Below are 23,344 nucleotides of genomic sequence, written 5' to 3'. Positions count from 1 at the left end.
GCGGGCGCCCGGCACCAGCCCATTGTCCGTCATGACGTCGACCGGGTGCCGCCCGGCCCGACCACCGCGAAGGAGCCTGATGACCACGCCGCAGGGACTGCGCCTGATGGCCGTGCACGCCCACCCCGACGACGAGTCGTCCAAGGGGGCGGCGACCTCGGCCCGCTACGCCGCCGAGGGGGTGCAGGTGCGCGTGGTCTCGTGCACCGGGGGCGAGCGGGGCGACATCCTCAACGAGAAGCTCAAGGACGACGCCGACATCCTGCGGGACATCTCCCGGGTCCGCCGGCGGGAGATGGCCCGGGCGGCCGAGGTGCTCGGGGTGAGCCACACCTGGCTCGGCTTCGTCGACTCGGGCCTGCCCGAGGGCGACCCGCTGCCGCCGCTGCCGGAGGGCTGCTTCGCCCTCGAGCCGCTGGACGCGACGACCGAGGCGCTCGTGCGGGTGATCCGGGAGTTCCGCCCCCACGTGCTGACGACCTACGACGAGAACGGTGGCTATCCGCACCCCGACCACGTCCAGACCCACGTGGTGACGATGGCGGCCTTCCGCGCCGCCGGCGACCCCGCGGCATACCCCCACGCGGGTGAGCCGTGGCAGCCGCTGAAGGTCTACTACAACGGCTGGTCCCCCGAGCGGATGGAACGGCTGGACGAGGCCATGGTCGAGGCCGGGCACGAGGCGCCCTTCGCCGACTGGCTGGCCAACATCCGACGCCGGCCGCGCCGCGTGCTGACGACGCGGATCGACTGCGCCGACCACTTCTCCCAGCGGGACGACGCCCTGCGCGCGCACGCCACCCAGGTCGATCCCGACGGTCACTGGTTCGTCGTGCCGCTGGAGGTCCAGCAGCGGGTCTGGCCGACCGAGGAGTTCGAGCTGGCCCGCTCGCTCGTGCCGGTCGAGATCCCCGAGGCGGACCTGTTCGCCGGCGTCCGCGAGCTGCCGGACCCCGACGAGGTATGCCGTCGTGCCCCCGGGCGCGACGCGGACGGCGAGCTGGTGCTCGCCTACACCGGGCAGCCGCCGCTGCCGGCCGACGGGGACCGGCCGGACGTGGACGCCCGCTCCACCGCCCCGCAGGACGCGGACGGGGACGGCCAGGACGACATGCGCAGCGAGGAGGGACACGCCGGATGAACACGACGTCGGTGGAGATCACCGCCGGGATGGGCGGCTTCCTCGTCCTCTTCGGCCTGATGATCGCGATCTGGCTGCTCGGACGCGACCTCACCCGGCGGCTGCGCCGGATGCGGCTGCGCGAGGAGGAGCGGGTCGCAGCGGTCCTGCGCGAGCGGGCCGAGGCGGCCGAGGCACCCGAGGGGGCGAGGCGGCCGGAGGGACCCAGGCCCACCGGTCCCACCGGTCCTGCCGGCACCGGGAGCCCGGTGGGCGGCGCGGAGCGCGACCCGCTCGCCTGAGCCCTCCGGGCACCGTGGGCGGGGCCGTCGGACGGCCCCGGCCGCCGGATCCCTCAGGCCGCGGACGCGCGGACGCCCAGCACCGCCAGCAGGGCGGCGACCCAGTGCGAGGAGAAGGCCGCGACCGTGAAGGCGTGGAAGACCTCGTGGAATCCGAACCACCGCGGTGAGGGGTCGGGGCGCTTGGCGGCGTACACCACGGCCCCCACCGTGTAGAGGAGCCCGCCGGCGGCGATGAGGCCGACGATCACCGGTCCGCCGGTGCGCCAGAAGGGGACGAGGAAGAAGACGGCTACCCACCCCAGGGCGACGTAGACCAGGGTGTAGAGCCAGCGGGGGGCGCCGGTCCAGAACACCCGGAAGAGCACCCCTGCCACGGCGCCGCTCCAGACGACGATCAGGAGGGTGCGGGCCTGGCCCGGCGGGAGCAGCATCACGGCGAAGGGCGTGTGGGTGCCGGCGATGATGAGGAAGATGTTGGCGTGGTCCAGCCGCTTCAGGACGATGGCCGTGCGGGGGGACCAGCGCCCCCGGTGGTAGGTGGCCGACGTCGCGAACAGCAGCACCGCGGTGATGCCGAAGGCGGCCGTGGCCGCCCGCTCGGCCGGGGTGCGGGCGAGCAGGACGAGGACGAGGGCCGCCGCGACGCTGACCGGCACCATGCCCAGGTGTAGCCACCCCCGCAGGTGCGGCTTGAGCTGGTCGACGAGCTGCTCGACCCGTTCGCCGGCGGCGTCCACCGCCTCGTGCGCCTGCTGGGCGACGTCGTGCGCCGTGTGCCGGGCGGCCCGTGGTTCGCGCGTCATTCCTCCAGCCTAACCTACGCAACCGTAGGTTACGTAGGCGTAGGTTCGTGCTCGTCCACGCCGGCCCCAGGCGTGCCGAGTAGGTTTGCCCCATGCACACGCCGCGGGACCTGGTCTACAAGGCCTACACCTCGTCCTTGCGACGGCAGCTTCCGCTCCAGCGGCTGCCCCGGCACATCGGGGTCATGCTCGACGGCAACCGCCGGTGGGCGCGACAGCGGGGTGCCGGTTCGGCCGAGGGCCACCGGGCCGGGGCGGACAACATCGCCCCCTTCCTCGGCTGGTGCGAGGAGGCCGGGGTGGAGGTGGTGACCCTGTGGCTGCTGTCCACGGACAACCTCAACCGGCCCGAGGAGGAGCTGGAGCCGCTCCTGGCGATCATCGAGGGCGTGGTCGAGGAGCTGGCCGCCGCCGACCGGTGGCGCGTCCACCTCGTCGGTGCGCTCGACCTGCTGCCCGACCGCACCGTGCGGGCCCTCACCGAGGCGGCGGAGCGCACCGCCGCCGTCGACGGCCTCCTCGTCAACGTCGCGATCGGGTACGGCGGGCGGCGGGAGATCGCGGACGCGGTCCGCTCCCTGCTGCGGTCGGCGGCCGACCGGGGGCTGACCCTGGCCGAGCTCGCGGACCAGGTCACCGTCGAGGACATCGCCGAGCACCTCTACACCAAGGGCCAGCCCGACCCGGACCTGGTCATCCGCACCTCCGGCGAACAGCGGCTGGGCGGCTTCCTGCTGTGGCAGAGCGCGCACAGCGAGTTCTACTTCTGCGAGGCCTACTGGCCGGACTTCCGCAAGGTGGACTTCCTTCGCGCCCTGCGCGTGTACGCCGAGCGGGAGCGCCGTTTCGGCACCTGAGGACCCCGCCGTCCCTGGCGTCCTCTGCGTGCCGCCGTCCCTGTCGGCACTGCCGGCCGGGGCGGGCCCGGCGCGGCGGAGGGGGACGTCGGTGGGCCTGTGGTGGGTGGGGCTACCCGTGGCTTACAGTGCGGGAATGAACATGCGATCCCTGAGCGCGGCCGCGGCCGCCGCCGGCCTGGCCCTCACCCTGTCCGCCTGCGGGTCCGACGACGGTGGTGGGTCCGGGGGCGAGGGTGGTGAGAGCACCGCTGCCGGCGAGGATCTGGACCTGGTGACCGACGGCACGCTCACGGTCTGCTCGGACGTGCCCTACCCGCCCTTCGAGGACTTCGACGAGAGCACCGAGTCCGGCTACACCGGTTTCGACATGGATCTCGTCCAGGCCATCGCCGACGGGCTCGAGCTGGAGCTGGAGGTCAAGGACTCCTCCTTCGACGCGCTGCAGTCCGGTCTGGCCCTCAACGCGGGACAGTGCGACCTGGTGGCCAGCGCCATGACCATCACCGAGGACCGCAAGGAGAACCTCGACTTCACCGAGGGCTACTACGACTCCAAGCAGTCCCTCCTCGTGGCGGAGGACTCGGACATCGCCTCCATCGAGGACCTGACGGGCCGCTCCGTGGGGGTCCAGCAGGGCACCACCGGCAAGGCCTACACCGAGGAGAACGCCCCCGAGGCCGACATCACCACCTTCCCCGGCGACGCCGAGATGTGGCAGGCGATGCAGGCCGGCCAGGTGGACGCCCTGCTGCAGGACCTCCCGGTCAACCTCGAGCACACCCGGGACGGCGACTTCACCATCGTGGAGGAGTACTCCACGGACGAGCAGTACGGCTTCGCGGTGAAGAAGGGCAACACGGCCCTGGTCGAGGCGGTCGACGAGCAGCTGCAGACGCTGCGCGACGAGGGCACCTACGACGAGCTCTACGACACCTACTTCAGCGAGGGCTGAGCGACCCCGACACAACGAAGGGGGTCCCTCCCGTGAAGAGGACCACCAAGCGCCGCCTGACCCACCTGGTGCTGTACGCCGTCCTGCTGGTGCTCGCGGTCGCGGTCGCGCTCCTCCTGGACTGGGGACGCCTGCAGGAGAACTTCCTCAACCTCAACGGGCTGGGGGACAACCTCAGCGCGCTCATCCTCACCGGGGTGCGCAACACCCTGGGCTACACGGTCGTGGCCTTCGGCGGAGGGCTGGTGCTCGCCTTCGCCCTGGCGCTGATGAAGCTGTCCCCGGTGCTGCCCTACCGGTGGCTGGCCACGGTGTGGGTGGAGTTCTTCCGCGGCGTTCCCTCGCTCATCGTCATCCTCGGAATGGCCTTCGGCGTCCCGATCGCCACCGGCTGGACGCCGCCGGGCGGGCCGGTGGGCGCCGGCCTGCTGGGGCTGGTCTTCGTGGCCAGCGCCTACATCGCCGAGACCCTGCGGGCCGGGATCCAGGCGGTCCCCAAGGGGCAGGCCGAGGCCGCCCGTTCCCTGGGCATGTCCTCGGGGTGGACGATGACCTCGGTCGTCATGCCCCAGGCCCTGCGCATCGTCGTGCCCCCGCTCACGAACGAGTTCGTGCTCCTCATCAAGGACACGGCGCTGCTGTTCGTCATCGGGCTGGCGGCCAGCCAGCGCGAGCTGACCACCCTGGGTCGGGACCTGATGACCAGCGGCCCGACCGCCGGCACCGCCACGAGCCTGACCCTGGCCGCGCTCCTCTACCTGGCGATCACCCTCCCGCTCACACGCCTGGTGGCGTGGATGGAGACCCGACAGAACAGGTCCCGCTGATGCCCGACATCCACGACGTCGCCCACGTCCCCGGGGACGACCGTCCTGGTGACTCCGCCCGCGTGCCGGATCCCGACGCGCCCGCGATCGCCGTCCGTGACCTGCACAAGTCCTTCGGGGCCAACGAGGTGCTCAAGGGGATCGACTTCTCCGTCGACCACGGTCAGGTCGTCTGCGTCATCGGACCGTCCGGCTCGGGCAAGTCCACCCTGCTGCGCTGCGTCAACCGGCTGGAGGAGCCGTCCTCGGGGAAGATCCTCGTGGAGGGCATCGACATCACCGACCCGGAGACCGACCTGGACGCCGTCCGGGCGCGCATCGGGATGGTCTTCCAGCAGTTCAACCTCTTTCCGCACATGACCGTGCTGCGCAACCTCACCATCGCCCAGCAGCGGTCGCTCAAGCGGGGGCGCGGGGAGGCCGAGCAGATCGCCCGCGCCAACCTGGCCAAGGTCGGCCTGGCGGACCGGGAGGACGCCTACCCCGCCCACCTCTCCGGCGGGCAGCAGCAGCGGGTGGCCATCGCCCGCGCCCTGTCCATGGAGCCGGACATGATGCTCTTCGACGAGCCCACCTCCGCCCTCGACCCCGAGCTGGTGGGCGACGTGCTGGAGGTCATGAAGACGTTGGCCTCGGAGGGGATGACCATGATGGTCGTGACCCACGAGATGGGGTTCGCCCGGGAGGTCGGCGACAAGCTGGTGTTCATGGACGACGGCGTCATCGTGGAGGAGGGCGACCCGGTGGAGGTGCTGGCCGACCCCCAGCACGAACGCACCAGGTCCTTCCTGTCGAAGGTCCTCTGACCTGTCCGGGGTCCTCTGACCTGTCCAGGGTCCCCCGACCGGCACGGGTCCTCCGACCCGTCCAGGGTCCTCCGGCGGTCGCCGGCTGTTCATCTCCTCCTCGTCGACACGCCGCCCTGCGTTCGACGTGGTCCGCGTCACACCGCATACCGTCGGGAGCAGATGCGGGACACCCGTCCCGCCTCTCGGGAGGCCCATCCATGGAGCTCAGCTCACGGCGGAGGGTCGGCACCGGTCCACCGTCCGCGGAGGGGCCCGGTCCCGGTCCGACCACCGACGAGACGCGTAGCACCCGGCGCGCGTCCGCAGGGAGCCAGCCATGACCATCACGTCCCGCACCGCAGCCCCGACGCGCACGCCCGCCGCCGTCCCGCCCCCGGTCGACGCCTTTCCCGAGACCGGGCGCAAGACCTACGTCCTGGACACCTCCGTCCTGCTCTCCGACCCCGGGGCGCTGGTCCGCTTCGCCGAGCACGCGGTCGTGCTCCCGGTCGTCGTCATCACCGAGCTCGAGGCCAAGCGGCACCACCCGGAGCTCGGGTACTTCGCGCGCCAGGCGCTGCGCACCCTGGACGAGATGCGGACCACCCACGGCACCCTCAGCGAGCCGGTGCCCGTGGGTGCGGCCGGCGGGACCCTGCACGTCGAGCTGAACCACAGCGACACCGCCGCGCTGCCGCTGGGTTTCCGGCTGGGGGACAACGACACCCGCATCCTGGCGGTCGCCGCCAACCTGGCCGCCGAGGGCCACGACGTGACCGTGGTCTCCAAGGACCTGCCGATGCGGGTGAAGGCCTCGGCGGTGGGTCTGGACGCGCAGGAGTACCGCGCCGAGCTGGCGGTGGACAGCGGCTGGACCGGGATGGGGGAGCTGGAGGTCGACGACGCGCAGATGCACGACCTGTACGAGCACGGCCGGCTCGAGCTGCCCGAGGCGGCCGAGCTGCCCGTCCACACGGGCCTGACCGTCCTGGGTCCGTCCGGCAGCGCGCTGGGGCGCGTCGGCGCCGACCGGGCCGTGCGTCTGGTCCGGGGGGACCGCGACGCGTTCGGTCTCCACGGCCGCAGCGCCGAGCAGCGGATCGCGCTGGACCTGCTGCTCGACCCCGACGTGGGCATCGTCAGCCTCGGTGGGCGGGCCGGGACGGGCAAGTCGGCCCTGGCCCTGTGCGCCGGGCTGGAGGCGGTCATGGAGCGGCGCCAGCACCGGCGCGTCGTCGTCTTCCGTCCTCTCTACGCCGTGGGCGGGCAGGAGCTGGGCTACCTGCCCGGGAGCGAGAACGACAAGATGGGCCCCTGGGCCCAGGCGGTCTTCGACACCCTGGGTGCGGTCGTCTCCTCCGAGGTCGTCGAGGAGGTGCTGGCCAGGGACATGCTCGAGGTGCTGCCCCTGACGCACATCCGTGGGCGCTCGCTCCACGACGCCTTCGTGATCGTCGACGAGGCGCAGAGCCTGGAGCGCAACGTGCTGCTGACGGTGCTCTCCCGGATCGGGCAGGGCTCGCGCGTGGTGCTCACGCACGACGTCGCCCAGCGGGACAACCTGCGCGTCGGTCGGCACGACGGTGTCGCCGCCGTCATCGAGGCGCTCAAGGGCCACCCGCTCTTCGCCCACGTGACCCTCACCCGCAGCGAGCGGTCACCGATCGCGGCCCTCGTCACGGAGATGCTGGAGGGGCATCCGCTGGGCTGAGCGGGGCCGCCACCACCCGTTGCTGACCTGCGACGACGTCGGCGGGCGCCGGTGTCGCGGGCGGCGCGGACGGGTGTGACGTTCGTCACTGACGGTGCGCTCAGTTTGACGCGTCGCGGGGCCGGCAGGCACGGTAGAGCAGTTAGATCACGATTTGGTAACGCCGCCAGTCCCATCCGGTCCCGTGTCGAACGCGTCCCCGCGTCCCGTCCGGCGGCGGCGAACCGGTCCGCGAAAGGTCCCCCCCTGTGAAGAAGTCCCCCCTGCTCTCCGAGCGCGCCCACGGCAGCCACCGCCCCCGTCGCCTGAGCGGTCCCGCCGCCGCGGTCACCGCCGGCATCGCCGCGGGGTCGCTGGCTCTGGCGGCCTACGCCACCACGGCCACGGTCCCGGCCAGCTCCTCCACCTCGACCGCCGTGGGTGAGTCCGAGCCGGCCGTCGACGGCACCGTGACCGGGCTGTCGGCCGACGCCGGGCAGGACCTGGGTGCCCTCGCCGCCGCCGAGCGGCTCGAGAAGGGTTCCGCAGCCCTCGACCTGTCCTCCGGTCTGACCGGCGAGGGCGTCGAGGCCGCCCGTCAGGCCGCCGAGCGCATCTCCGAGCGCAAGGCGGAGGAGCGCGCCGCCGAGCGCGAGGCCGCCGAGGCCGCCGAGCGCCGGGCCGCGGAGGAGCGGGCCGCCGAGCAGGCCGCCGCCGCCGAAGAGCAGGCCGCCGCCGAGCAGGCCGCTGCTGAGGAGCGGGCCGCCGCCGACCAGGCCGCCGCCGAGCAGGCCGCGGCCGACCAGGCGCGGGCGGCGACCCGCACCGAGCCGCAGGCCGCCTCGCGGTCCGCCGCCCGTGAGCCCGCCCCCGAGCCCGCGCAGCCGACCCGGCAGCCCGCCCCCCAGCCGGCGCAGCAGCCGGCGCCGCAGCCCGTCGCCAGCGGTGACGCCCGCTCGATCGCCCGGTCGATGCTCGCCAGCCACGGCTGGGGCGACGACCAGTGGGGCTGCCTGGACTCGCTGTGGATGAAGGAGTCGGGGTGGAACCACACCGCGATGAACCCCTCCTCCGGCGCCTACGGCATCCCGCAGTCCCTTCCCGGCAACAAGATGGCCACGGCCGGTGCCGACTGGCAGACCAACCCGGCCACCCAGATCTCCTGGGGCCTGGGCTACATCTCCGACCGCTACGGATCGCCGTGCAACGCCTGGGCCCACTCCCAGGCCGTCAACTGGTACTGAGCCGACGACCGGCCCCGCAACCCCCCCCACGGACCCCTGCTCGCACGGCGAGCAGGGGTCCGTGTCATCGTTGCGGGGTGAACGACGTCCCGGCGCCCGGCGCCGCAGGTCGGACGGCCCGCCGGCTCGCCGACCACCCGTGGTTGCGGCGGCTCGCCCGCGCCGGTTTCGCCGCCAGCGGCCTGATCCACCTGATGATCGGCTGGATCGCCGGGCGCGTGGCGCTCGGTGGCGGCGGTGAGGCGGACCAGGACGGCGCGCTGGCCGCGCTGCGGTCCGCCCCTGCGGGGTCGGTCCTGCTGTGGGCCTGCGTGGTGGGCTTCCTGGCGCTGGCGCTCTGGCAGGTGCTCGACGCGGCCTTCGGCGGAGGTGACCTCTCCGACCGCGCCCGGGCGGTGGGGCGTGGCCTGCTCTACGGCGCGCTGGGGGGGACCACCTTCCCGTTCGCCGCCGGTGGCGGGGGCGGAGGTGGCGAGGAGGCCAGCACCGGGTTCACGGCGGCGCTGCTGCAGGTCCCCCTGGGGCGGGTCCTGGTCGGCCTGGTCGGCCTCGCGGTCGTGGCCGCGGGGGTCTATCACGTGTACAAGGGGCTGCGGAAGACGTTCCTGGAGGACCTGCACCCCACCGGGCACGACGCCCTGGACCGGGCGGTGGAGCTCACCGGGACGGTCGGCTACGCCGCCAAGGGGGTGGCGCTGACGATCGTCGGCGGCCTGTTCGGGCTGGCGGCCCTGCAGGCCGACCCGGACGAGTCCTCCGGTCTGGACGGTGCGCTGAAGATGGTGGCCGCGCAGCCCCTCGGCACCGCACTGCTGCTGGCCGTGGCCCTCGGCCTGGTCCTCTACGGTGTCTACAGCCTCCTGCGTGCCCGGTACGCCGACCTCTGACGACGGGTCCGCCCACCGTCCCGGGTCGCGGTGACCGGGCGGGGCCTCAGAGCCGCCGCAGCCGCACCCGGTCGACCGTGTGGTCGGCCCCCTTGAGCAGGACCAGCGTGGCCCGGCTGCGGGTCGGCAGGATGTTCTCGACGAGGTTCGGGGCGTTGATCGAGTCCCAGATGTCCACCGCCACGTCCACCGCGGCCTCGTCGCTGAGCGAGGCGTAGCGGTGGAAGTGGGACTCCGGGTCGACGAAGGCGGTCTCCCGCAGGGACAGGAAGCGCTCGACGTACCAGCGCTTGATGTCGCCGAAGTGCGCGTCGACGTACACCGAGAAGTCGAAGAAGTCGCTGATCGCCAGCCCCGGGCTGCGTCCGTTGGGGTGGGGCCGCGGGGGCTGGAGCACGTTGAGCCCCTCCACGATGAGGACGTCCGGCCGACGGACGACGATCTGCTCGCCGGGGACGATGTCGTAGACGAGGTGGCTGTAGACCGGCGCCCGCACCTCGGTCCGACCGGACTTGACCTCGCTGACGAAGCGCAGCAGCGCCCGCCGGTCGTAGGACTCCGGGAAGCCCTTGCGTCCCATGAGGCTGCGCCGCTCCAGGACCGCGTTCGGGTAGAGGAAGCCGTCCGTGGTCACCAGCTCCACGGAGGGGCGCGTGTCCCAGCGGCGGATGAGCTCGGCCAGGATGCGGGCGGTGGTCGACTTCCCCACGGCCACCGACCCCGCCACCCCGATGAGGAAGGGGGTCCGGGCGGCCCGCTCGTCGAGGAAGTCGGTGGTGACCTGGTGCAGCCGCGCGGTCGCCCCCTCGTAGAAGGACAGCAGCCGGCTGATCGGCAGGTAGACCTGCTCGACCTCCGCCATGTCCAGCCGCTCGCCCAGGCCCCTCAGGCGTTCGATCTCCGCGGCGTCCAGGTGCATCGGGTGCTCCTCCCGCAAGCGCGCCCAGTCGCCACGGTCGAGCTCGACGTAGGGGGACGGGATGGGAGGGCCGGTGGGGGAGGAGGCCATGGGCGGCATTCTCGCACCCGGCGTGCCTGCGGCCGGTCCTCCACCGGGGTATGGCGTGGTGCGGCACGCGCACGGTCGCAGCGGGACGTGTCCCGGCAGGACGTAGGCTTGGGCCCATGTGTGGAATCGTGGGATACGTGGGCCCCCGTGCGGACGGCACGGCGCTGGACGTCGTGATGGAGGGCCTGGGCCGCCTGGAGTACCGCGGCTACGACTCGGCCGGGGTGGCCGTCGTGGGCGACGGCGTCATCGCGACCCGCAAGCGGTCGGGCAAGCTCGCCAACCTGCGGTCCGCCCTCGTCGACGCGCCGGTGCCGGTCACCGCCACCGCGATCGGGCACACCCGCTGGGCCACCCACGGTGGACCGACCGACGAGAACGCCCACCCCCACCGCGGGGGCCGGGACGGCAAGCTGGCGCTCGTCCACAACGGCATCATCGAGAACTTCCACGCGCTCAAGACCGCTCTGCTCGAGCAGGGGGTGGAGTTCACCTCCGAGACCGACACCGAGGTCGTCGCCCACCTGCTCGACGAGGCGTTCGCCCGCACCGGCGACCTGACGGCGGCGATGCGGGACGTCGTCGCCCGGCTCGAGGGCGCCTTCACCCTGCTCGTCGTGCACGCCGACCAGCCGCACACCGTCGTGGGTGCACGGCGCAACTCCCCTCTGGTCGTCGGGCTCGGGGAGGGGGAGAACTACCTCGGTTCGGACGTCGCGGCCTTCATCGGCTACACCCGCCACGCGCTGGAGCTGGGCCAGGACCAGATCGTGACCATCACCACGGACACCTGCGTGGTGACCAACTTCGACGGCACCCCCTCCGACGGCAAGGCCTACGAGGTCACCTGGGACGCCGCGGCCGCCGAGAAGGGCGGGTACGACACCTTCATGGAGAAGGAGATCAACGACCAGCCGCACGCCGTCGCCGACACCCTCCTGGGTCGAACGGACGCGGAGGGGAACCTGCGCCTCGACGAGCTGCACATCGAGGAGGACGAGCTGCGGGCGGTCACCAAGATCGTCATCGTGGCCTGCGGGACGGCGGCCTACGCCGGCATGGTGGCCAAGTACGCCATCGAGCGCTGGACCCGGATCCCGGTGGAGGTCGAGCTGGCCCACGAGTTCCGCTACCGCGACCCGGTGATCGACGGGCACACCCTCGTGGTGTCGATCTCCCAGTCCGGCGAGACCATGGACACGCTCATGGCCGTGCGCCACGCCAAGGAGCTCGGTGCCAAGACCGTCTCCATCTGCAACACCCACGGGTCGACCATCCCCCGCGAGTCCGACGCGGTGCTCTACACGCACGCCGGCCCCGAGATCGCCGTCGCCTCCACCAAGGCCTTCCTGGCCCAGATCACGGCCAGCTACATCCTCGGCCTCTACCTGGCCTCCCTGCGCGGCGAGAGCTACGGCCGGGACGCCGCCGAGATCATGGCCGAGCTGCAGGGCGTGCCGGCGAAGATCGAGCAGCTGCTCACGAGCATGGACCGGGTCAAGGAGATCGCCTACTTCATGGCCGACTCCCGCTCGGTCCTCTTCCTCGGCCGGCACGTCGGCTTCCCGGTCGCGATGGAGGGGGCGCTGAAGCTCAAGGAGCTGGCCTACATCCACGCCGAGGGGTTCGCCGCCGGCGAGCTCAAGCACGGCCCCATCGCCCTGATCGAGCCGGGCCAGCCGGTCTTCGTCATCGTCCCCTCGCCGAGCAGCGAGCACGGGCTGCACGGCAAGGTCGTCTCCAACATCCAGGAGATCCGAGCCCGGGGCGCCCGGACGCTCGTCATCGCCGAGGAGGGGGACGAGGACGTGGTGCCGTTCGCCGACGAGGTCATCCGGGTGCCCCGTACCTCCCCGCTCCTCGCGCCGCTGCTGACGGTGGTCCCGCTGCAGGTCTTCGCGCTGCAGCTCTCGACCGCCAAGGGTCTGGACGTCGACCAGCCGCGCAACCTGGCCAAGTCCGTCACCGTCGAGTGAGCCCGGCGCGATGATCGTCGGGGTCGGCATCGACGTGGTCGACATCGACCGCTTCGCCCGCCGGCTGCAGGACACGCCCCGGCTGGGGCCCCGGCTGTTCACCGAGGAGGAGCTGGGGCTGCGGGCCGAGTCCCTGGCCGCCCGGTTCGCGGCCAAGGAGGCGCTCGCCAAGGCCCTCGGGGCGCCGGTCGGCCTGCGCTGGACCGACGCGTGGGTCGTCCGGGACAGCACCGGGCGGCCCCACCTGCGCACCCAGGGCACCGTGCGGGCCCGGGCCGACGAGCTGGGCGTGGCACACCTGCACGTCTCCCTCTCCCACGACGCGGGGGTCGCCTCGGCCGTCGTGATCGCGGAGGGCACGGGCTGAACGGTGCGGCGCAGCCGGCGCCGTCCACCCACCTCACCAGGAGGCACCGATGATCCAGGGGTATGACGTCGCCACCGTCCGCGCCGTCGAGGACCGGGTGCGCGCCGGTCTGCCGGACGGGGCCCTGATGCAGCGTGCCGCCCGCGGTCTGGCCCAGGTCGTGCGCGACCGCGTGGAGGAGCTGGGGGCGCGGTCGGTCGTCGTGCTCGCCGGCCCGGGGGACAACGGTGGCGACGCGCTGTGGGCGGCCTCCTTCCTCGCGTCCGACGGGCGACGGGGTGATGACGACGGGCGACCGGACGGGGACGAGCGGCGACGGGGCGGGGACGACCGGCGAGGGGGCGGGGACGACCGGCGAGGGGGCGGGGACGACCGGCGAGGGGGCCGGGACGACCGGCGAGGGGGCCGGGACGACCGGCGAGGGGACGGGGACGAGCGGCGACGCGCGGACGAGCGGCGACGGGACGGGGCGGGCGCGCAGGTCTCGGTCGTCGGGATCGCCGCACGGCTGCGCGAGGACGGCTTGGCGGCCGCGCGGGAGGCCGGGTGCCCCGTGCTCCTCGTCGACCCCGCCGCGGAGGTGCTCGACCCCGCGGTGGTCGAGCGGCTCAGGTCGGCCGACCTCGTCGTGGACGGACTGCTGGGGATCGGCGGGCGGCCGGGCCTGCGCGGAGCGATGGCACGGGTGGCCGCCGTGCTCGAGGACCGCCACGACGGACCCTTCGTGCTGGCCGTGGACCTGCCCAGCGGCGCCGACCCCGAGGGTGAGGATCTGACGGGTCCCGTCCTGGGTGCCGACGAGACGGTGACCTTCGGCGTCGCCAAGCCGGTCCACCTGCTGCCGGCCACCTCGGGGTGCGTGGGGCGGCTCAGCCTCGTCGACATCGGGCTCGACGAGGAGCTGCGGCACGAGTCTGCGGTCGTGGAGCGGCTCGAGCAGCGGGACGCCGCGGCCCGGTGGCCGGTCCCCGGGCGGGAGGACCACAAGTACACCCGGGGCGTCGTGGGGATCGTGGCGGGCAGCGACGCCTATCCGGGCGCCGCCGTCCTGTGCACCACGACCGCGGTGGAGGCCGGCGCCGGGATGGTGCGCTACCTGGGGCCGCCTCGCGCCACCGGGCTCGTGCTGGCAGCCTGTCCCGAGGTCGTCCCGGGCCCGGGAAGGGTCCAGGCGCTGGTCGTCGGCCCGGGCATCGACCCGCTGGGGTGCGACCACCCCGACTGCGAGGACCACCAGGCCGACACCGTGCGCGAGGCCCTCGCCGAGGACGTCCCGCTCGTGGTGGACGCCGGTGCGCTCGAGCTGCTCGCCCGGTGGGTCGCCGGAGGAGGGCGCCGGCCGGCACCGACCCTGCTGACCCCGCACGCCGGCGAGCTGGCGCGGATGCTGACCGTCCTCCAGCGGGAGGGCGGGGCCCGGGAGACGACGCGGGAGGAGGTCCTCGCCCAGCCGCTGGCCCACGCCCGGCGCGCTGCGGCGCTGACCGGGTGCACCGTCCTGCTCAAGGGGTCGACGACGCTCGTCGTCGACCCGGACCCCACGATCCCGGTCCGCAGCCAGGCGGACGCGCCGCCGTGGCTGGCCACCGCGGGTTCGGGCGACGTCCTCGCCGGCCTCGCCGGTGTGCTGATGGCCGCGGGCCTGACCCCGCTGGAGGCCGGCCCGGTCGCCGCCCTCGTCCACGGTGCCGCCGCCCACCGGGCCAACCCCGGGGGGCCGGTGCGCGCGCTCGCCGTCGCGCGCGCCATACCCGGCACCGTGGCCGCCCTCCTGGCGGGACCTGCTCCGGCACCCCCGAGGGTCGCCGGAGCGGGGTTGCTAGGTTGACGGCATGGATCAGCGTCTCTCCCTGGTGACCCTCGGCGTGTCCGACATGGACCGCGCCCGCGACTTCTACACCGCGCTCGGCTGGCAGCCGGGGCCCTCGCCGGAGCACATCGTCTTCTTCCAGACCGGGGGGATGGTGGTGGCGCTGTGGGACCGGCAGGCGCTGGCGGTCGACTCCGGGATCGACATCGAGGACGACACCGAGGAGACTCCCGGCAGCGGTGACGGGTGGGGAGGCAAGGTGCTGGGGCTCAACGTGGGCAGCGCCGCCGACGTCGACGAGCAGTTCGCCTCCGCCGTGGCCGCCGGGGCCGAGGCGCTGCGCCAGCCGTGCAGCCGGTTCTGGGGCGGCTACTCCGGTGTCTTTACCGACCCCGACGGGCACGTGTGGGAGATCGCCTACAACCCCTACTGGTCCTTCTCCGACGACGGGGCGACGCTGCTGGGCGACGGCCGGGGCTGACGCCCAGCCCCGCCCGTCAGCGACGCGGCCGGTCGAGGGCGCTGACCGCCGCCGTCAGCGACCCGGCCGGTCGACGCCGGCCCCCGCGGTCAACGACCCGGCCGGTTGACGGCGCTGGCCACGGCGCGCAGCGCCGCGGTGACGGTGCTGGGGTGCACACCGACGCCCCAGCGCACCTCCCCGTCGATGGCGCACTCGACGTAGGCGGCGGCATACGCGTCGGCGCCCGCGCTGAGGGCGTGCTCGTGGTAGTCCAGCACCCGCACGTCGATGCCGATCGTGGACAGCGCGTCGGTGTAGGCGGCGATCGGGCCGTTGCCCGTGCCGGTGATCTGCTGCTGGACCCCGTCGACCTCGACGGTGGCCTCGATCCGGTCGTGCCCCGCCTCGTCGTCGTGCGTCACGGTGTAGTCGGTGCCGACCAGCGGGCCCGCCTGCTCGAGGTACTCGTGCTGGAACGCCTCCCAGATCTGGGCCGGGCTCATCTCCCCGCCCTCGGTGTCGGTGTGCCGCTGCACCGCGCCGCTGAACTCGATCTGCAGCCGCCGCGGCAGGTCCATCCGGTGCTCGGACTTCATCACGTAGGCCACGCCACCCTTGCCGGACTGGCTGTTGACCCGGATGACGGCCTCGTAGCTGCGGCCGATGTCCTTGGGGTCGACTGGCAGGTAGGGCACCTCCCACCGGTGCTGCCCGACCGGTACCCCCACCTCGGCGGCCTCCTGCTCCAGCGCCTCCAGGCCCTTCTTGATCGCGTCCTGGTGGCTGCCGGAGAAGGCGGTGAAGACCAGGTCGCCGCCGTAGGGGTGGCGCTCGGGCACCGGCAGCTGGTTGCAGTGCTCGACCGTGCGCCGGACCTCGTCGATGTCGGAGAAGTCGATCTGCGGGTCCACGCCCTGGCTGAACATGTTCATCCCCAGCGTGACCAGGCAGACGTTGCCCGTGCGCTCGCCGTTGCCGAACAGGCAGCCCTCGATCCGGTCGGCGCCGGCCAGGTAGCCCAGCTCGGCCGCCGCCACGCCGGTCCCGCGGTCGTTGTGCGGGTGCAGCGAGAGGATGACGTTCTCACGGTGGTTCAGGTGCCGGCTCATCCACTCGATGGAGTCGGCGTAGACGTTGGGGGTGGCCATCTCCACGGTGGCCGGCAGGTTGATGATGACCGGCCGCTCCGGGGTGGGGACGAACTCCTCCATGACCGCGTTGCACACGCGCACCGCATACTCCAGCTCGGTGCCGGTGTAGGACTCGGGGGAGTACTGGTAGGTGATCTGCGTCCCCGGGGGCATCTGCTCCTCGTACTTCTTGCAGGTGCGTGCGCCCTGGACGGCGATGTCGACGATCTCGTCCTCGCTCGCCCGGAAGACCACCCGGCGCTGCAGCGTGGACGTGGAGTTGTACAGGTGCACGATGGCCTGCCTCGCGCCGGCGATCGACTCGTAGGTGCGCTCGATGAGGTGCTCGCGGGCCTGGGTCAGGACCTGGATGACCACGTCGTCGGGGATCAGGTCCTCCTCGATGAGCATCCGCACGAAGTCGAAGTCGGTCTGGCTGGCGGCGGGGAAGCCGACCTCGATCTCCTTGTAGCCCATCCGCACCAGCAGCTCGAACATCCGGCGCTTGCGGTCGGGGGTCATCGGGTCGATCAGCGCCTGGTTGCCGTCGCGCAGGTCGACCGCGCACCAGCGGGGGGCCTTCGTGATCGTGCGCCCCGGCCAGGTGCGGTCGGGCAGGTCCACCGGGGAGTATGCGGTGTAGCGCTCCACGGGCATGCCGCTCGGCTGCTGGGGGTTGCGCTCGACGACGTGGGTGCCGGTCGCAGGGGCGGCAGGGGTCTGGATGCTCATGGGGTCTGGCTCGCTCTCGCTGGGGGTGGGTTGCTGTCGGTCCGTGGACAGCGCAGCTCCGCAGCGAGGGCCGGACCTAGGAGGTCTCGCTGCGGCGCGGAAGGAGGAGCAGAGCAGTCATTGCCGAGCACTCTAGCCCACGATGGTGACGTCGGGTCAACGTGGCGCTCGTCACAGGGGGGTCAGGGGGAGGGCCGAGTCGGCAGGGGACAGGGGGAGGGCCGAGGCGACGCGCGTGCCGCCGCCCGGAAGTGCAGTCACCGTCCTGGCGGCTGTGCGAGGTCGGATCGTCGGGACCACCATCGCCTTGTAGACCGATGGAGGTCCGAGGGAGCCGACCTCACCCTGAACTGGGCCGCTGGTCGGCCACGGCGATCAGCATCGGTCGGCGGTTGGTCCCCGATCAGCCGGCGGACAGGTCGGCCTGGAGAGCGGCGTCGACGAGGGCGCGCACCTTCGCCGGTCGGTCGAGGTCGGACCACAGGAGGCGGACCACGGTGTAGCCGGCGGCCCGCAGTCGCAGCTCTCGACGCTTCTCTGCGGCGAGCTCCTCGGCCGAGGCGTACTTGGACAACCCGTCGAACTCCACGACGACGCGGGTTCCTCTCAAGAGGAAGTCGACCCGAGCGATGACGTGGCCGGCCGGGTCACGGATGACCACCTGACTCCGGGGGTCGTAGCCCAGGTTGAGGAGCAGCAAGCGTGAACGGCTCTCCCCCGGCGACTCGGCGGCGGGGTCCATCACCTGGACGGCGGACGTGAAGGTGCCATGGGCCGGGTGGTGCCGGCGAGCATCTGCGGCCGCCTTCAGGTCGGCGAGATCGACGTCACCGCGGTGCAGGGCCGCGTCCCCGACCACCACGGCCTCGTCGCGGCCGTGCAGCTCGGCGACACCCAGGACGACGAACCGCGGCTCCAGGACGTCGACCCCGCGGATGGTCGAGGACCTCGCGTCCCGATATCCGCCGTGGATGGTGGAAGCCCGGGTGCGTCGGTGCTGGCCGGTCGACCTGCGACAGCCGTGGACGCGGTCCGGCCGCACCGTCAACGGCAGCCCGTGCATCAGGGCGGCACTGGTGTGGCTCACCAGGACGTCCTTCGGCCAGGTGCGCGGGTAGCGGGCTGGGAGCGAACTGGCTTGTCCTCGAGCTCATGACGGGACACTGCCGCACCTCAGGGCACGACCGCTGCGGTCGTCCACAGGTGGTGACGGTCGGACCGGTCCGTGCTGGCGGTGAGGTCGGGTCGTAGAGCCGGTGAGGTGAGGTTGTAGCGACCGACCTCGGCGTAGCGGGCGATGTCTGTCGCAGGGACCCGACCTTGGTGCACGACCAGCCTGGCGTCAACCCTCTCCCACGGCCGGGGGGTCGGGCAGCCCTACCCGACGGCGGTGGTGACGACCGGCTTCCAGGAGGGCCGGGCGGCCTCGTAGGCGGTGATGTCGTCCTCGTGCTGCAGGGTCAGGGAGATGTCGTCCAGGCCGTTCTCCAGGCGCCAGGCGACGTAGTCGTCGACCTGGAAGGGGGCCACGACGTCGCCGCAGGTCACCTGCCGGGCGGGCAGGTCGACGGTGATGCTCGTGCCCGGCTCGGCCTCGATCTGCTTCCAGATGAGCTCGACGTCGCCCTGGTCCAGCTGGGCGGTGAGCAGGCCGCCCTTGCCGGAGTTGCCGCGGAAGATGTCGGCGAACCTGCTGGAGAGGACGGCGCGGAAGCCGTACTGCTGCAGCGCCCACACGGCGTGCTCGCGGCTGGACCCGGTGCCGAAGTCGGGCCCGGCCACCAGCACCGAGCCGCCGGCGTAGGCCGGCTGGTTGAGCACGAAGCCCGGGTCCTCGCGCCACCGGGCGAACAGGCCGTCCTCGAAGCCGGTGCGTGCGACCCGCTTGAGGTATTCCGCCGGGATGATCTGGTCGGTGTCGACGTCGGAACGGCGCAGCGGCACGCCGATCCCGGTGTGCGTGGTGAACTTCTCCATCAGACCGTCTCCTGCTCGCGGACGTCGACCAGGTCGGCCGGGGAGGAGAGGGTGCCGCGCACGGCGGTCGCGGCGGCCACGGCCGGGGAGACCAGGTGGGTGCGGCCGCGGGCGCCCTGGCGTCCCTCGAAGTTGCGGTTGGACGTGGAGGCGCAGCGCTCCTGCGGGGCCAGCTGGTCGGGGTTCATCCCCAGGCACATCGAGCACCCGGCCAGGCGCCACTCGCCGCCGGCGTCGGTGAAGACCGTGTCCAGGCCCTCCTCCTCGGCCTGCTGCCGGACCGCGTGCGAGCCGGGCACGACGAGCAGGCGGACACCCTCGGCGACGTGCCGGCCGCGCAGGACGTCGGCGGCCACCCGCAGGTCCTCGATCCGCCCGTTGGTGCACGAGCCGAGGAAGACCGCGTCGACGCCGACCTCGCGCATCGGGGTCCCGGCCTGCAGGCCCATGTAGTCCAGCGCCCGCCGCGCGGTCTCCTTCGCGTCGTCGTGCCCGAAGCTCTCCGGGTCCGGCACCGCCTCGCCCAGCTGGACCGACTGCGCCGGGTTGGTCCCCCAGGTCACGTAGGGGCTCAGCTCGGCGGCGTCGAGGAACACCTCGGCGTCGAAGACCGCGTCGTCGTCGGTGCGCAGGCCCCGCCACGCCTCCACGGCCGCGTCCCAGTCGGCGCCCTGCGGCGCGTGCGGGCGACCCTGCAGGTAGGCGAACGTCTTCTCGTCCGGGGCGACCATCCCGGCCCGGGCCCCGGCCTCGATCGACATGTTGCAGATCGTCATCCGGCCCTCCATCGACAGCGACTCGATCGCGCTGCCGCGGTACTCCAGCATGTAGCCCTGACCGCCGCCGGTGCCGATCCGGTTGATCACCGCCAGGATGATGTCCTTGGCGCCCACCCCCGCCGGCAGCTCGCCGTCCACGGTGACCGCCATCGTCCTCAGCGGCCGCAGCGACAGGGTCTGGGTGGCCAGCACGTGCTCCACCTCGGAGGTGCCGATCCCGAACGCCAGCGCACCGAACGCCCCGTGCGTGGAGGTGTGGGAGTCCCCGCACACGATCGTCATCCCCGGCTGGGTCAGCCCCAGCTCCGGCCCGATCACGTGCACGATGCCCTGGCCGCGGCGCCCCCGCTCGTGGTGCACGATCCCGAACTGCTCGCAGTTGGCCTTCAACGCCTCCAGCTGCGTGCGCGAGACGGGGTCGGTCACCGGCCCCAGCGTCGTGGGCACGTTGTGGTCCTCGGTCGCCACCGTCAGGTCCGGCCGGCGCACCCCGCGCCCGGCCTGACGCAGCCCGTCGAAGGCCTGCGGGCTGGTCACCTCGTGCACGAGGTGCAGGTCGATGTAGAGGAGGTCGGGCTCGCCCTCGGCGGAGCGGACGACGTGCTGCTGCCAGAGCTTCTCAGCCAGCGTCAGGCCGGGCACGGGCAACCTCCTTCACCTCGGGGAGCCGCGGGCGCCGGACGGCCGTGCGGCGGGTGCTGCAAGAATGCAGCCACCATAACCCTCCGTCGCTGACGCGACGTCAACGCCTACCGCACGCGAGGTCCGCCATGCGCAGCCACACCCTTGCCGTCCTGCCCGGTGACGGGGTCGGTCCCGAGGTCACCCGCGCCGCCCTCTCGGTGCTCGACGCGGCCGAGTCCCGGTTCGGCTTCACCACCTCCCGCACGGACGTGCCCCTCGGGGCCGACCACCACCTGGCGACCGGCGAGCTGCTCACGGACGGGGCCACCGCCGAGCTGGACCGGCACGACGCGATCCTCTTCGGCGCCATCGGCAGCCCGAAGGTCACTCCCGGGATCCTCGAGCGCGGCATCATCCTGGAGCTGCGCCGCCGGATGCAGCAGGCCATCAACCTGCGACCGGTGCGCCTCTACGACGGCGTCCCCACCCCCATCTCGGGCCTGACCCCGGAGCGCTGCGACCTGGTCGTCGTCCGCGAGAACACCGAGGGCGCCTACGTCGCGCAGGGGAGCACCGTGCACCGCGGCACCCCCGCCCGCGTCGCCGTCCAGGAGTCGGTCAACACCTGGTATGCCGTGGAGCGCGCCGTGGACTTCGCCTACCGGCTGGCCCGGCAGCGCCGCGGCCGGCTGACCCTGTGCCACAAGACCAACGTCCTCGTCGAGGCGGGCGCGCTGTGGACCGACGTCATGACCGAGGTCGGCACCCGCTACCCCGACGTGGAGACCGACTACGTCCACGTCGACGCCCTGTGCATGCACCTTCCGGTCAGCCCCGAACGCTTCGACGTGGTCGTCACCGACAACCTCTTCGGCGACATCGTCACCGACCTCGGCGCGGTCCTCCAGGGCGGGCTGGGCGTGGCCGCCAGCGGCAACCTCAACCTCGACGGGGCCCACCCGAGCATGTTCGAGCCGATCCACGGCTCCGCCCCGGACATCGCCGGCCGGGGCTGGGCGAACCCGGCCGGGGCCTGCCTGTCCCTGGCGATGCTGCTGGGCCACCTGGGCGAGGGGGAGGCGGCGTCCGCGGTCGAGGCCGCCACCGCCCTGGTGCTCCGGGGCCTGCCGGCGCTCGCCGGGGAGGCGATGGGCGCCAGCACCCAGGAGCTGGGCGAGCGCATCGCCGCGGCGGTGGCCGACGAGGCCACCCCGCCCGTGCCGGACAGCCTCATGGCCCAGCTCGCGGCGGTCGCCGCGCAGCGGGCCCAGGACGGCCGGGCGTGACGCCGGCCCCCGCGGGCCCCGCGGCGGGCGGACCACCGGCGGGGCCGGGCGGCCGCGGCAGCACCACCCTCTGGCCGGCCGAGGTGCTCGTCGACCTGGACGCCGTCAGCGACAACGTGCGGACCCTGCGCGAGCGGGTGGGCGGCACCGAGCTGATGGCCGTCGTCAAGGCCGACGCCTACGGGCACGGCCTCGTGCCGTCGGCCCGAGCCGCGCTCGCCGGTGGTGCCTGCGCCCTGGGGGTCGCCCAGGCCACCGAGGCCCTGGCCCTGCGGGCCGCCGGGATCGAGGCCCCGGTCCTCACCTGGCTCACCACGCCCGACCTGGACCTGCGCCCCCTGGTGGAGGCCGACGTCGAGGTCGCGGCCGTCGCCCCCTGGGGTCTGCGGGCCCTGGCCGACGCTGCCCGCGCCACCGGCCGCCCGGCGACGACCCAGCTCAAGGTGGACACCGGCCTGGCCCGCAACGGTGCCTACGGCATACCCCTGCGGGCGGGGGACCCGCGCACGGACTGGACCGACCTGGTCGAGGAGGCCGCGCGCCTGGAGGCCGAGGGGGTGCTGCGGGTCCGCGGCCTGTTCACCCACTTCGCCTACGCCGACGCCCCCGCGCACCCGACCGTCCGGGCCCAGCAGGAGGCCTTCGCCGACGCGGTGGCGGTCGCGGAGCGCGCCGGCCTGCGGCCCGAGGTGCGGCACATGTCCAACTCCGCCGCCACCCTGACCACTCCCGAGGCCTCCTGGGACATGGTCCGCCCAGGCCTGGCGGTGTACGGCCTCTCGCCCGTGCCCGACCTGGCGTCCGCGGCGGAGCTGGGGCTGCGCCCCGCGATGCGGGTGAGCGCGCGGGTCGCCGTGGCCAAGCGGGTCCCGGCCGGTCAGGGCGTCTCCTACGGGCACACCTACACCACGTCGCGCGAGACCACCCTCGTCGACGTCCCCCTCGGGTATGCCGACGGTGTTCCGCGGCACGGGTCGAACCAGGCTCCCGTCCAGGTGCGCGGACAGCGATTCCGGGTCTCGGGGCGGGTGTGCATGGACCAGTTCGTCGTCGACGTCGGTGACCTCGACGTGGCGGCGGGCGAGGAGGTCGTCCTCTTCGGGGCCGGCGACGGCGGGGAGCCCACCGCCCAGGACTGGGCCGAGGCCGCGGGGACGATCTCCTACGAGATCGTCACCCGCTTCGGGCCGCGGGTCCCGCGGCGCCACGTGGGCGGGCCGTCGTGACCGGCCGCCTACTGGTGCTGCCGACCGACGAGGACACCCGTGCGCTCGGGGAGACGCTCGGCCGGGTGCTGCGGGCCGGGGACCTGGTGGTGCTCACCGGCGACCTCGGGGCGGGCAAGACGACGCTGACCCAGGGGCTCGCGCACGGGCTGGGGGTCCGGGGGCCGATCACCTCGCCGACCTTCGTCATCGCCCGGGTGCACCCCTCGCTCGTCGGGGGTCCGGCGCTCGTGCACGCCGACGCCTACCGCCTCGGCGGGGAGGCCGAGCTGGACGACCTGGACCTGGACGAGTCGCTCGAGGAGTCGGTCACCGTGGTCGAGTGGGGGCACGGCCTGGCCGAGCACCTGGCCGACGACCGGCTGGAGGTGGTCCTGGAGCGTTCCGGCAGCGGCGAGGCCGACCAGCAGACCCGCACGGCCACCCTCCTGGGGCACGGCCCGCGGTGGGCCGGGGTCGACCTGCCCGGACCCGCGTAGTCTGACCGGC

General features: G+C 73.3%; 22 protein-coding genes. 16 read left to right on the top strand and 6 right to left on the bottom strand.

Annotation, left to right across the window (positions count from 1 at the left end):
- Window positions 1–79: 79 nt before the first annotated feature.
- Window positions 80–1,141 (top strand): mycothiol conjugate amidase Mca, encoded by a 1,062-nt coding sequence (gene mca / locus ACWHYA_RS01900; RefSeq protein WP_425939408.1) that lies wholly within the window; start codon window positions 80–82, stop codon window positions 1,139–1,141.
- Window positions 1,138–1,422, top strand: coding sequence for a hypothetical protein (locus ACWHYA_RS01895; protein WP_425939409.1), 285 nt, complete (start codon window positions 1,138–1,140; stop codon window positions 1,420–1,422). The genes mca and ACWHYA_RS01895 overlap by 4 nt, the downstream gene beginning before the upstream one ends.
- 53 nt (window positions 1,423–1,475) lie before the next feature.
- Here the strand turns inward: ACWHYA_RS01895 and trhA are convergent, their stop codons facing one another.
- A complete protein-coding gene (gene trhA / locus ACWHYA_RS01890) occupies window positions 1,476–2,228 on the bottom strand; it encodes a PAQR family membrane homeostasis protein TrhA (RefSeq protein WP_425939410.1) in 753 nt (250 codons plus the stop codon).
- 92 nt (window positions 2,229–2,320) lie between these two features.
- Here trhA and ACWHYA_RS01885 point away from each other — a divergent pair, with 92 nt between their 5' ends.
- From ACWHYA_RS01885 to ACWHYA_RS01855, 7 genes are all read left to right on the top strand, one after another.
- The gene (locus ACWHYA_RS01885; RefSeq protein ID WP_425939412.1) at window positions 2,321–3,085 is read left to right on the top strand and encodes an isoprenyl transferase; all 765 of its coding nucleotides are present in this window, start codon (window positions 2,321–2,323) and stop codon (window positions 3,083–3,085) included.
- A gap of 136 nt (window positions 3,086–3,221) precedes the next feature.
- Window positions 3,222–4,040, top strand: coding sequence for a transporter substrate-binding domain-containing protein (locus tag ACWHYA_RS01880; RefSeq protein WP_425939414.1), 819 nt, complete (start codon window positions 3,222–3,224; stop codon window positions 4,038–4,040).
- A gap of 32 nt (window positions 4,041–4,072) precedes the next feature.
- Window positions 4,073–4,867 (top strand): amino acid ABC transporter permease, encoded by a 795-nt coding sequence (locus ACWHYA_RS01875; RefSeq protein WP_425939416.1) that lies wholly within the window; start codon window positions 4,073–4,075, stop codon window positions 4,865–4,867.
- Window positions 4,867–5,673 (top strand): amino acid ABC transporter ATP-binding protein, encoded by an 807-nt coding sequence (locus ACWHYA_RS01870; protein ID WP_425939418.1) that lies wholly within the window; start codon window positions 4,867–4,869, stop codon window positions 5,671–5,673. The genes ACWHYA_RS01875 and ACWHYA_RS01870 overlap by 1 nt, the downstream gene beginning before the upstream one ends.
- 319 nt (window positions 5,674–5,992) lie before the next feature.
- The gene (locus ACWHYA_RS01865; RefSeq protein ID WP_425939420.1) at window positions 5,993–7,366 is read left to right on the top strand and encodes a PhoH family protein; all 1,374 of its coding nucleotides are present in this window, start codon (window positions 5,993–5,995) and stop codon (window positions 7,364–7,366) included.
- A 248-nt stretch (window positions 7,367–7,614) separates the two neighbouring features.
- Entirely contained in the window at window positions 7,615–8,589 is a 975-nt protein-coding gene (locus tag ACWHYA_RS01860) for an aggregation-promoting factor C-terminal-like domain-containing protein (protein WP_425939422.1), read from the top strand.
- 77 nt (window positions 8,590–8,666) lie between these two features.
- Window positions 8,667–9,476: a DUF1206 domain-containing protein gene (locus tag ACWHYA_RS01855; RefSeq protein WP_425939423.1), complete on the top strand. Its 810-nt coding sequence runs from the start codon at window positions 8,667–8,669 to the stop codon at window positions 9,474–9,476.
- Between the two features lie 46 nt (window positions 9,477–9,522).
- On the opposite strand, the gene coaA is transcribed toward ACWHYA_RS01855, so the two are convergent.
- Window positions 9,523–10,494 carry a type I pantothenate kinase gene (coaA, locus tag ACWHYA_RS01850; RefSeq protein WP_425939425.1) on the bottom strand — a complete coding sequence of 324 codons (972 nt, stop codon included), beginning with the start codon at window positions 10,492–10,494 and terminating at the stop codon, window positions 9,523–9,525.
- Between the two features lie 107 nt (window positions 10,495–10,601).
- On the opposite strand from coaA, the gene glmS reads away from it, so the two are divergent.
- Genes glmS through ACWHYA_RS01830 form a run of 4 tightly spaced genes read left to right on the top strand, consistent with a single transcriptional unit; the run spans window position 10,602 to window position 15,119 of the window.
- Window positions 10,602–12,461 carry a glutamine--fructose-6-phosphate transaminase (isomerizing) gene (glmS, locus tag ACWHYA_RS01845; protein ID WP_425939427.1) on the top strand — a complete coding sequence of 620 codons (1,860 nt, stop codon included), beginning with the start codon at window positions 10,602–10,604 and terminating at the stop codon, window positions 12,459–12,461.
- A 10-nt stretch (window positions 12,462–12,471) separates the two neighbouring features.
- Entirely contained in the window at window positions 12,472–12,828 is a 357-nt protein-coding gene (locus ACWHYA_RS01840; protein ID WP_425939429.1) for a holo-ACP synthase, read from the top strand.
- A 49-nt stretch (window positions 12,829–12,877) separates the two neighbouring features.
- Window positions 12,878–14,656, top strand: coding sequence for a bifunctional ADP-dependent NAD(P)H-hydrate dehydratase/NAD(P)H-hydrate epimerase (locus ACWHYA_RS01835; RefSeq protein ID WP_425939431.1), 1,779 nt, complete (start codon window positions 12,878–12,880; stop codon window positions 14,654–14,656).
- Between the two features lie 4 nt (window positions 14,657–14,660).
- Window positions 14,661–15,119, top strand: a complete 459-nt coding sequence (locus ACWHYA_RS01830) for a VOC family protein (RefSeq protein WP_425939433.1) — start codon at window positions 14,661–14,663, stop codon at window positions 15,117–15,119.
- Window positions 15,120–15,208: 89 nt separating this feature from the next.
- Here the strand turns inward: ACWHYA_RS01830 and leuA are convergent, their stop codons facing one another.
- The 4 genes from leuA to leuC form a co-directional block, all read right to left on the bottom strand.
- Window positions 15,209–16,963: a 2-isopropylmalate synthase gene (gene leuA, locus ACWHYA_RS01825; RefSeq protein ID WP_425939435.1), complete on the bottom strand. Its 1,755-nt coding sequence runs from the start codon at window positions 16,961–16,963 to the stop codon at window positions 15,209–15,211.
- A gap of 403 nt (window positions 16,964–17,366) precedes the next feature.
- Window positions 17,367–18,050: a DUF559 domain-containing protein gene (locus ACWHYA_RS01820; RefSeq protein ID WP_425939436.1), complete on the bottom strand. Its 684-nt coding sequence runs from the start codon at window positions 18,048–18,050 to the stop codon at window positions 17,367–17,369.
- 290 nt (window positions 18,051–18,340) lie between these two features.
- Complete coding sequence (gene leuD / locus ACWHYA_RS01815) at window positions 18,341–18,940, bottom strand: 3-isopropylmalate dehydratase small subunit (protein ID WP_425939439.1); 600 nt, start codon at window positions 18,938–18,940, stop codon at window positions 18,341–18,343.
- Window positions 18,940–20,361, bottom strand: a complete 1,422-nt coding sequence (gene leuC, locus ACWHYA_RS01810; protein WP_425939441.1) for a 3-isopropylmalate dehydratase large subunit — start codon at window positions 20,359–20,361, stop codon at window positions 18,940–18,942. Before leuC ends, leuD begins: the two co-directional genes overlap by 1 nt.
- Before the next feature lie 128 nt (window positions 20,362–20,489).
- Between leuC and ACWHYA_RS01805 the strand changes: the two genes are divergently transcribed.
- Genes ACWHYA_RS01805 through tsaE form a run of 3 tightly spaced genes read left to right on the top strand, consistent with a single transcriptional unit; the run spans window position 20,490 to window position 23,334 of the window.
- The gene (locus ACWHYA_RS01805; RefSeq protein WP_425939443.1) at window positions 20,490–21,629 is read left to right on the top strand and encodes a 3-isopropylmalate dehydrogenase; all 1,140 of its coding nucleotides are present in this window, start codon (window positions 20,490–20,492) and stop codon (window positions 21,627–21,629) included.
- The gene (gene alr, locus ACWHYA_RS01800) at window positions 21,626–22,855 is read left to right on the top strand and encodes an alanine racemase (protein ID WP_425939445.1); all 1,230 of its coding nucleotides are present in this window, start codon (window positions 21,626–21,628) and stop codon (window positions 22,853–22,855) included. Before ACWHYA_RS01805 ends, alr begins: the two co-directional genes overlap by 4 nt.
- Window positions 22,852–23,334, top strand: a complete 483-nt coding sequence (gene tsaE / locus ACWHYA_RS01795; RefSeq protein ID WP_425939447.1) for a tRNA (adenosine(37)-N6)-threonylcarbamoyltransferase complex ATPase subunit type 1 TsaE — start codon at window positions 22,852–22,854, stop codon at window positions 23,332–23,334. Before alr ends, tsaE begins: the two co-directional genes overlap by 4 nt.
- Window positions 23,335–23,344: the final 10 nt, after the last annotated feature.

The organism is Ornithinimicrobium carbonis, from assembly GCF_977012275.1.
The sequence above is the reverse complement of the archived record's forward strand: the minus strand, read 5'-3'. Positions and strand labels throughout refer to the sequence as shown.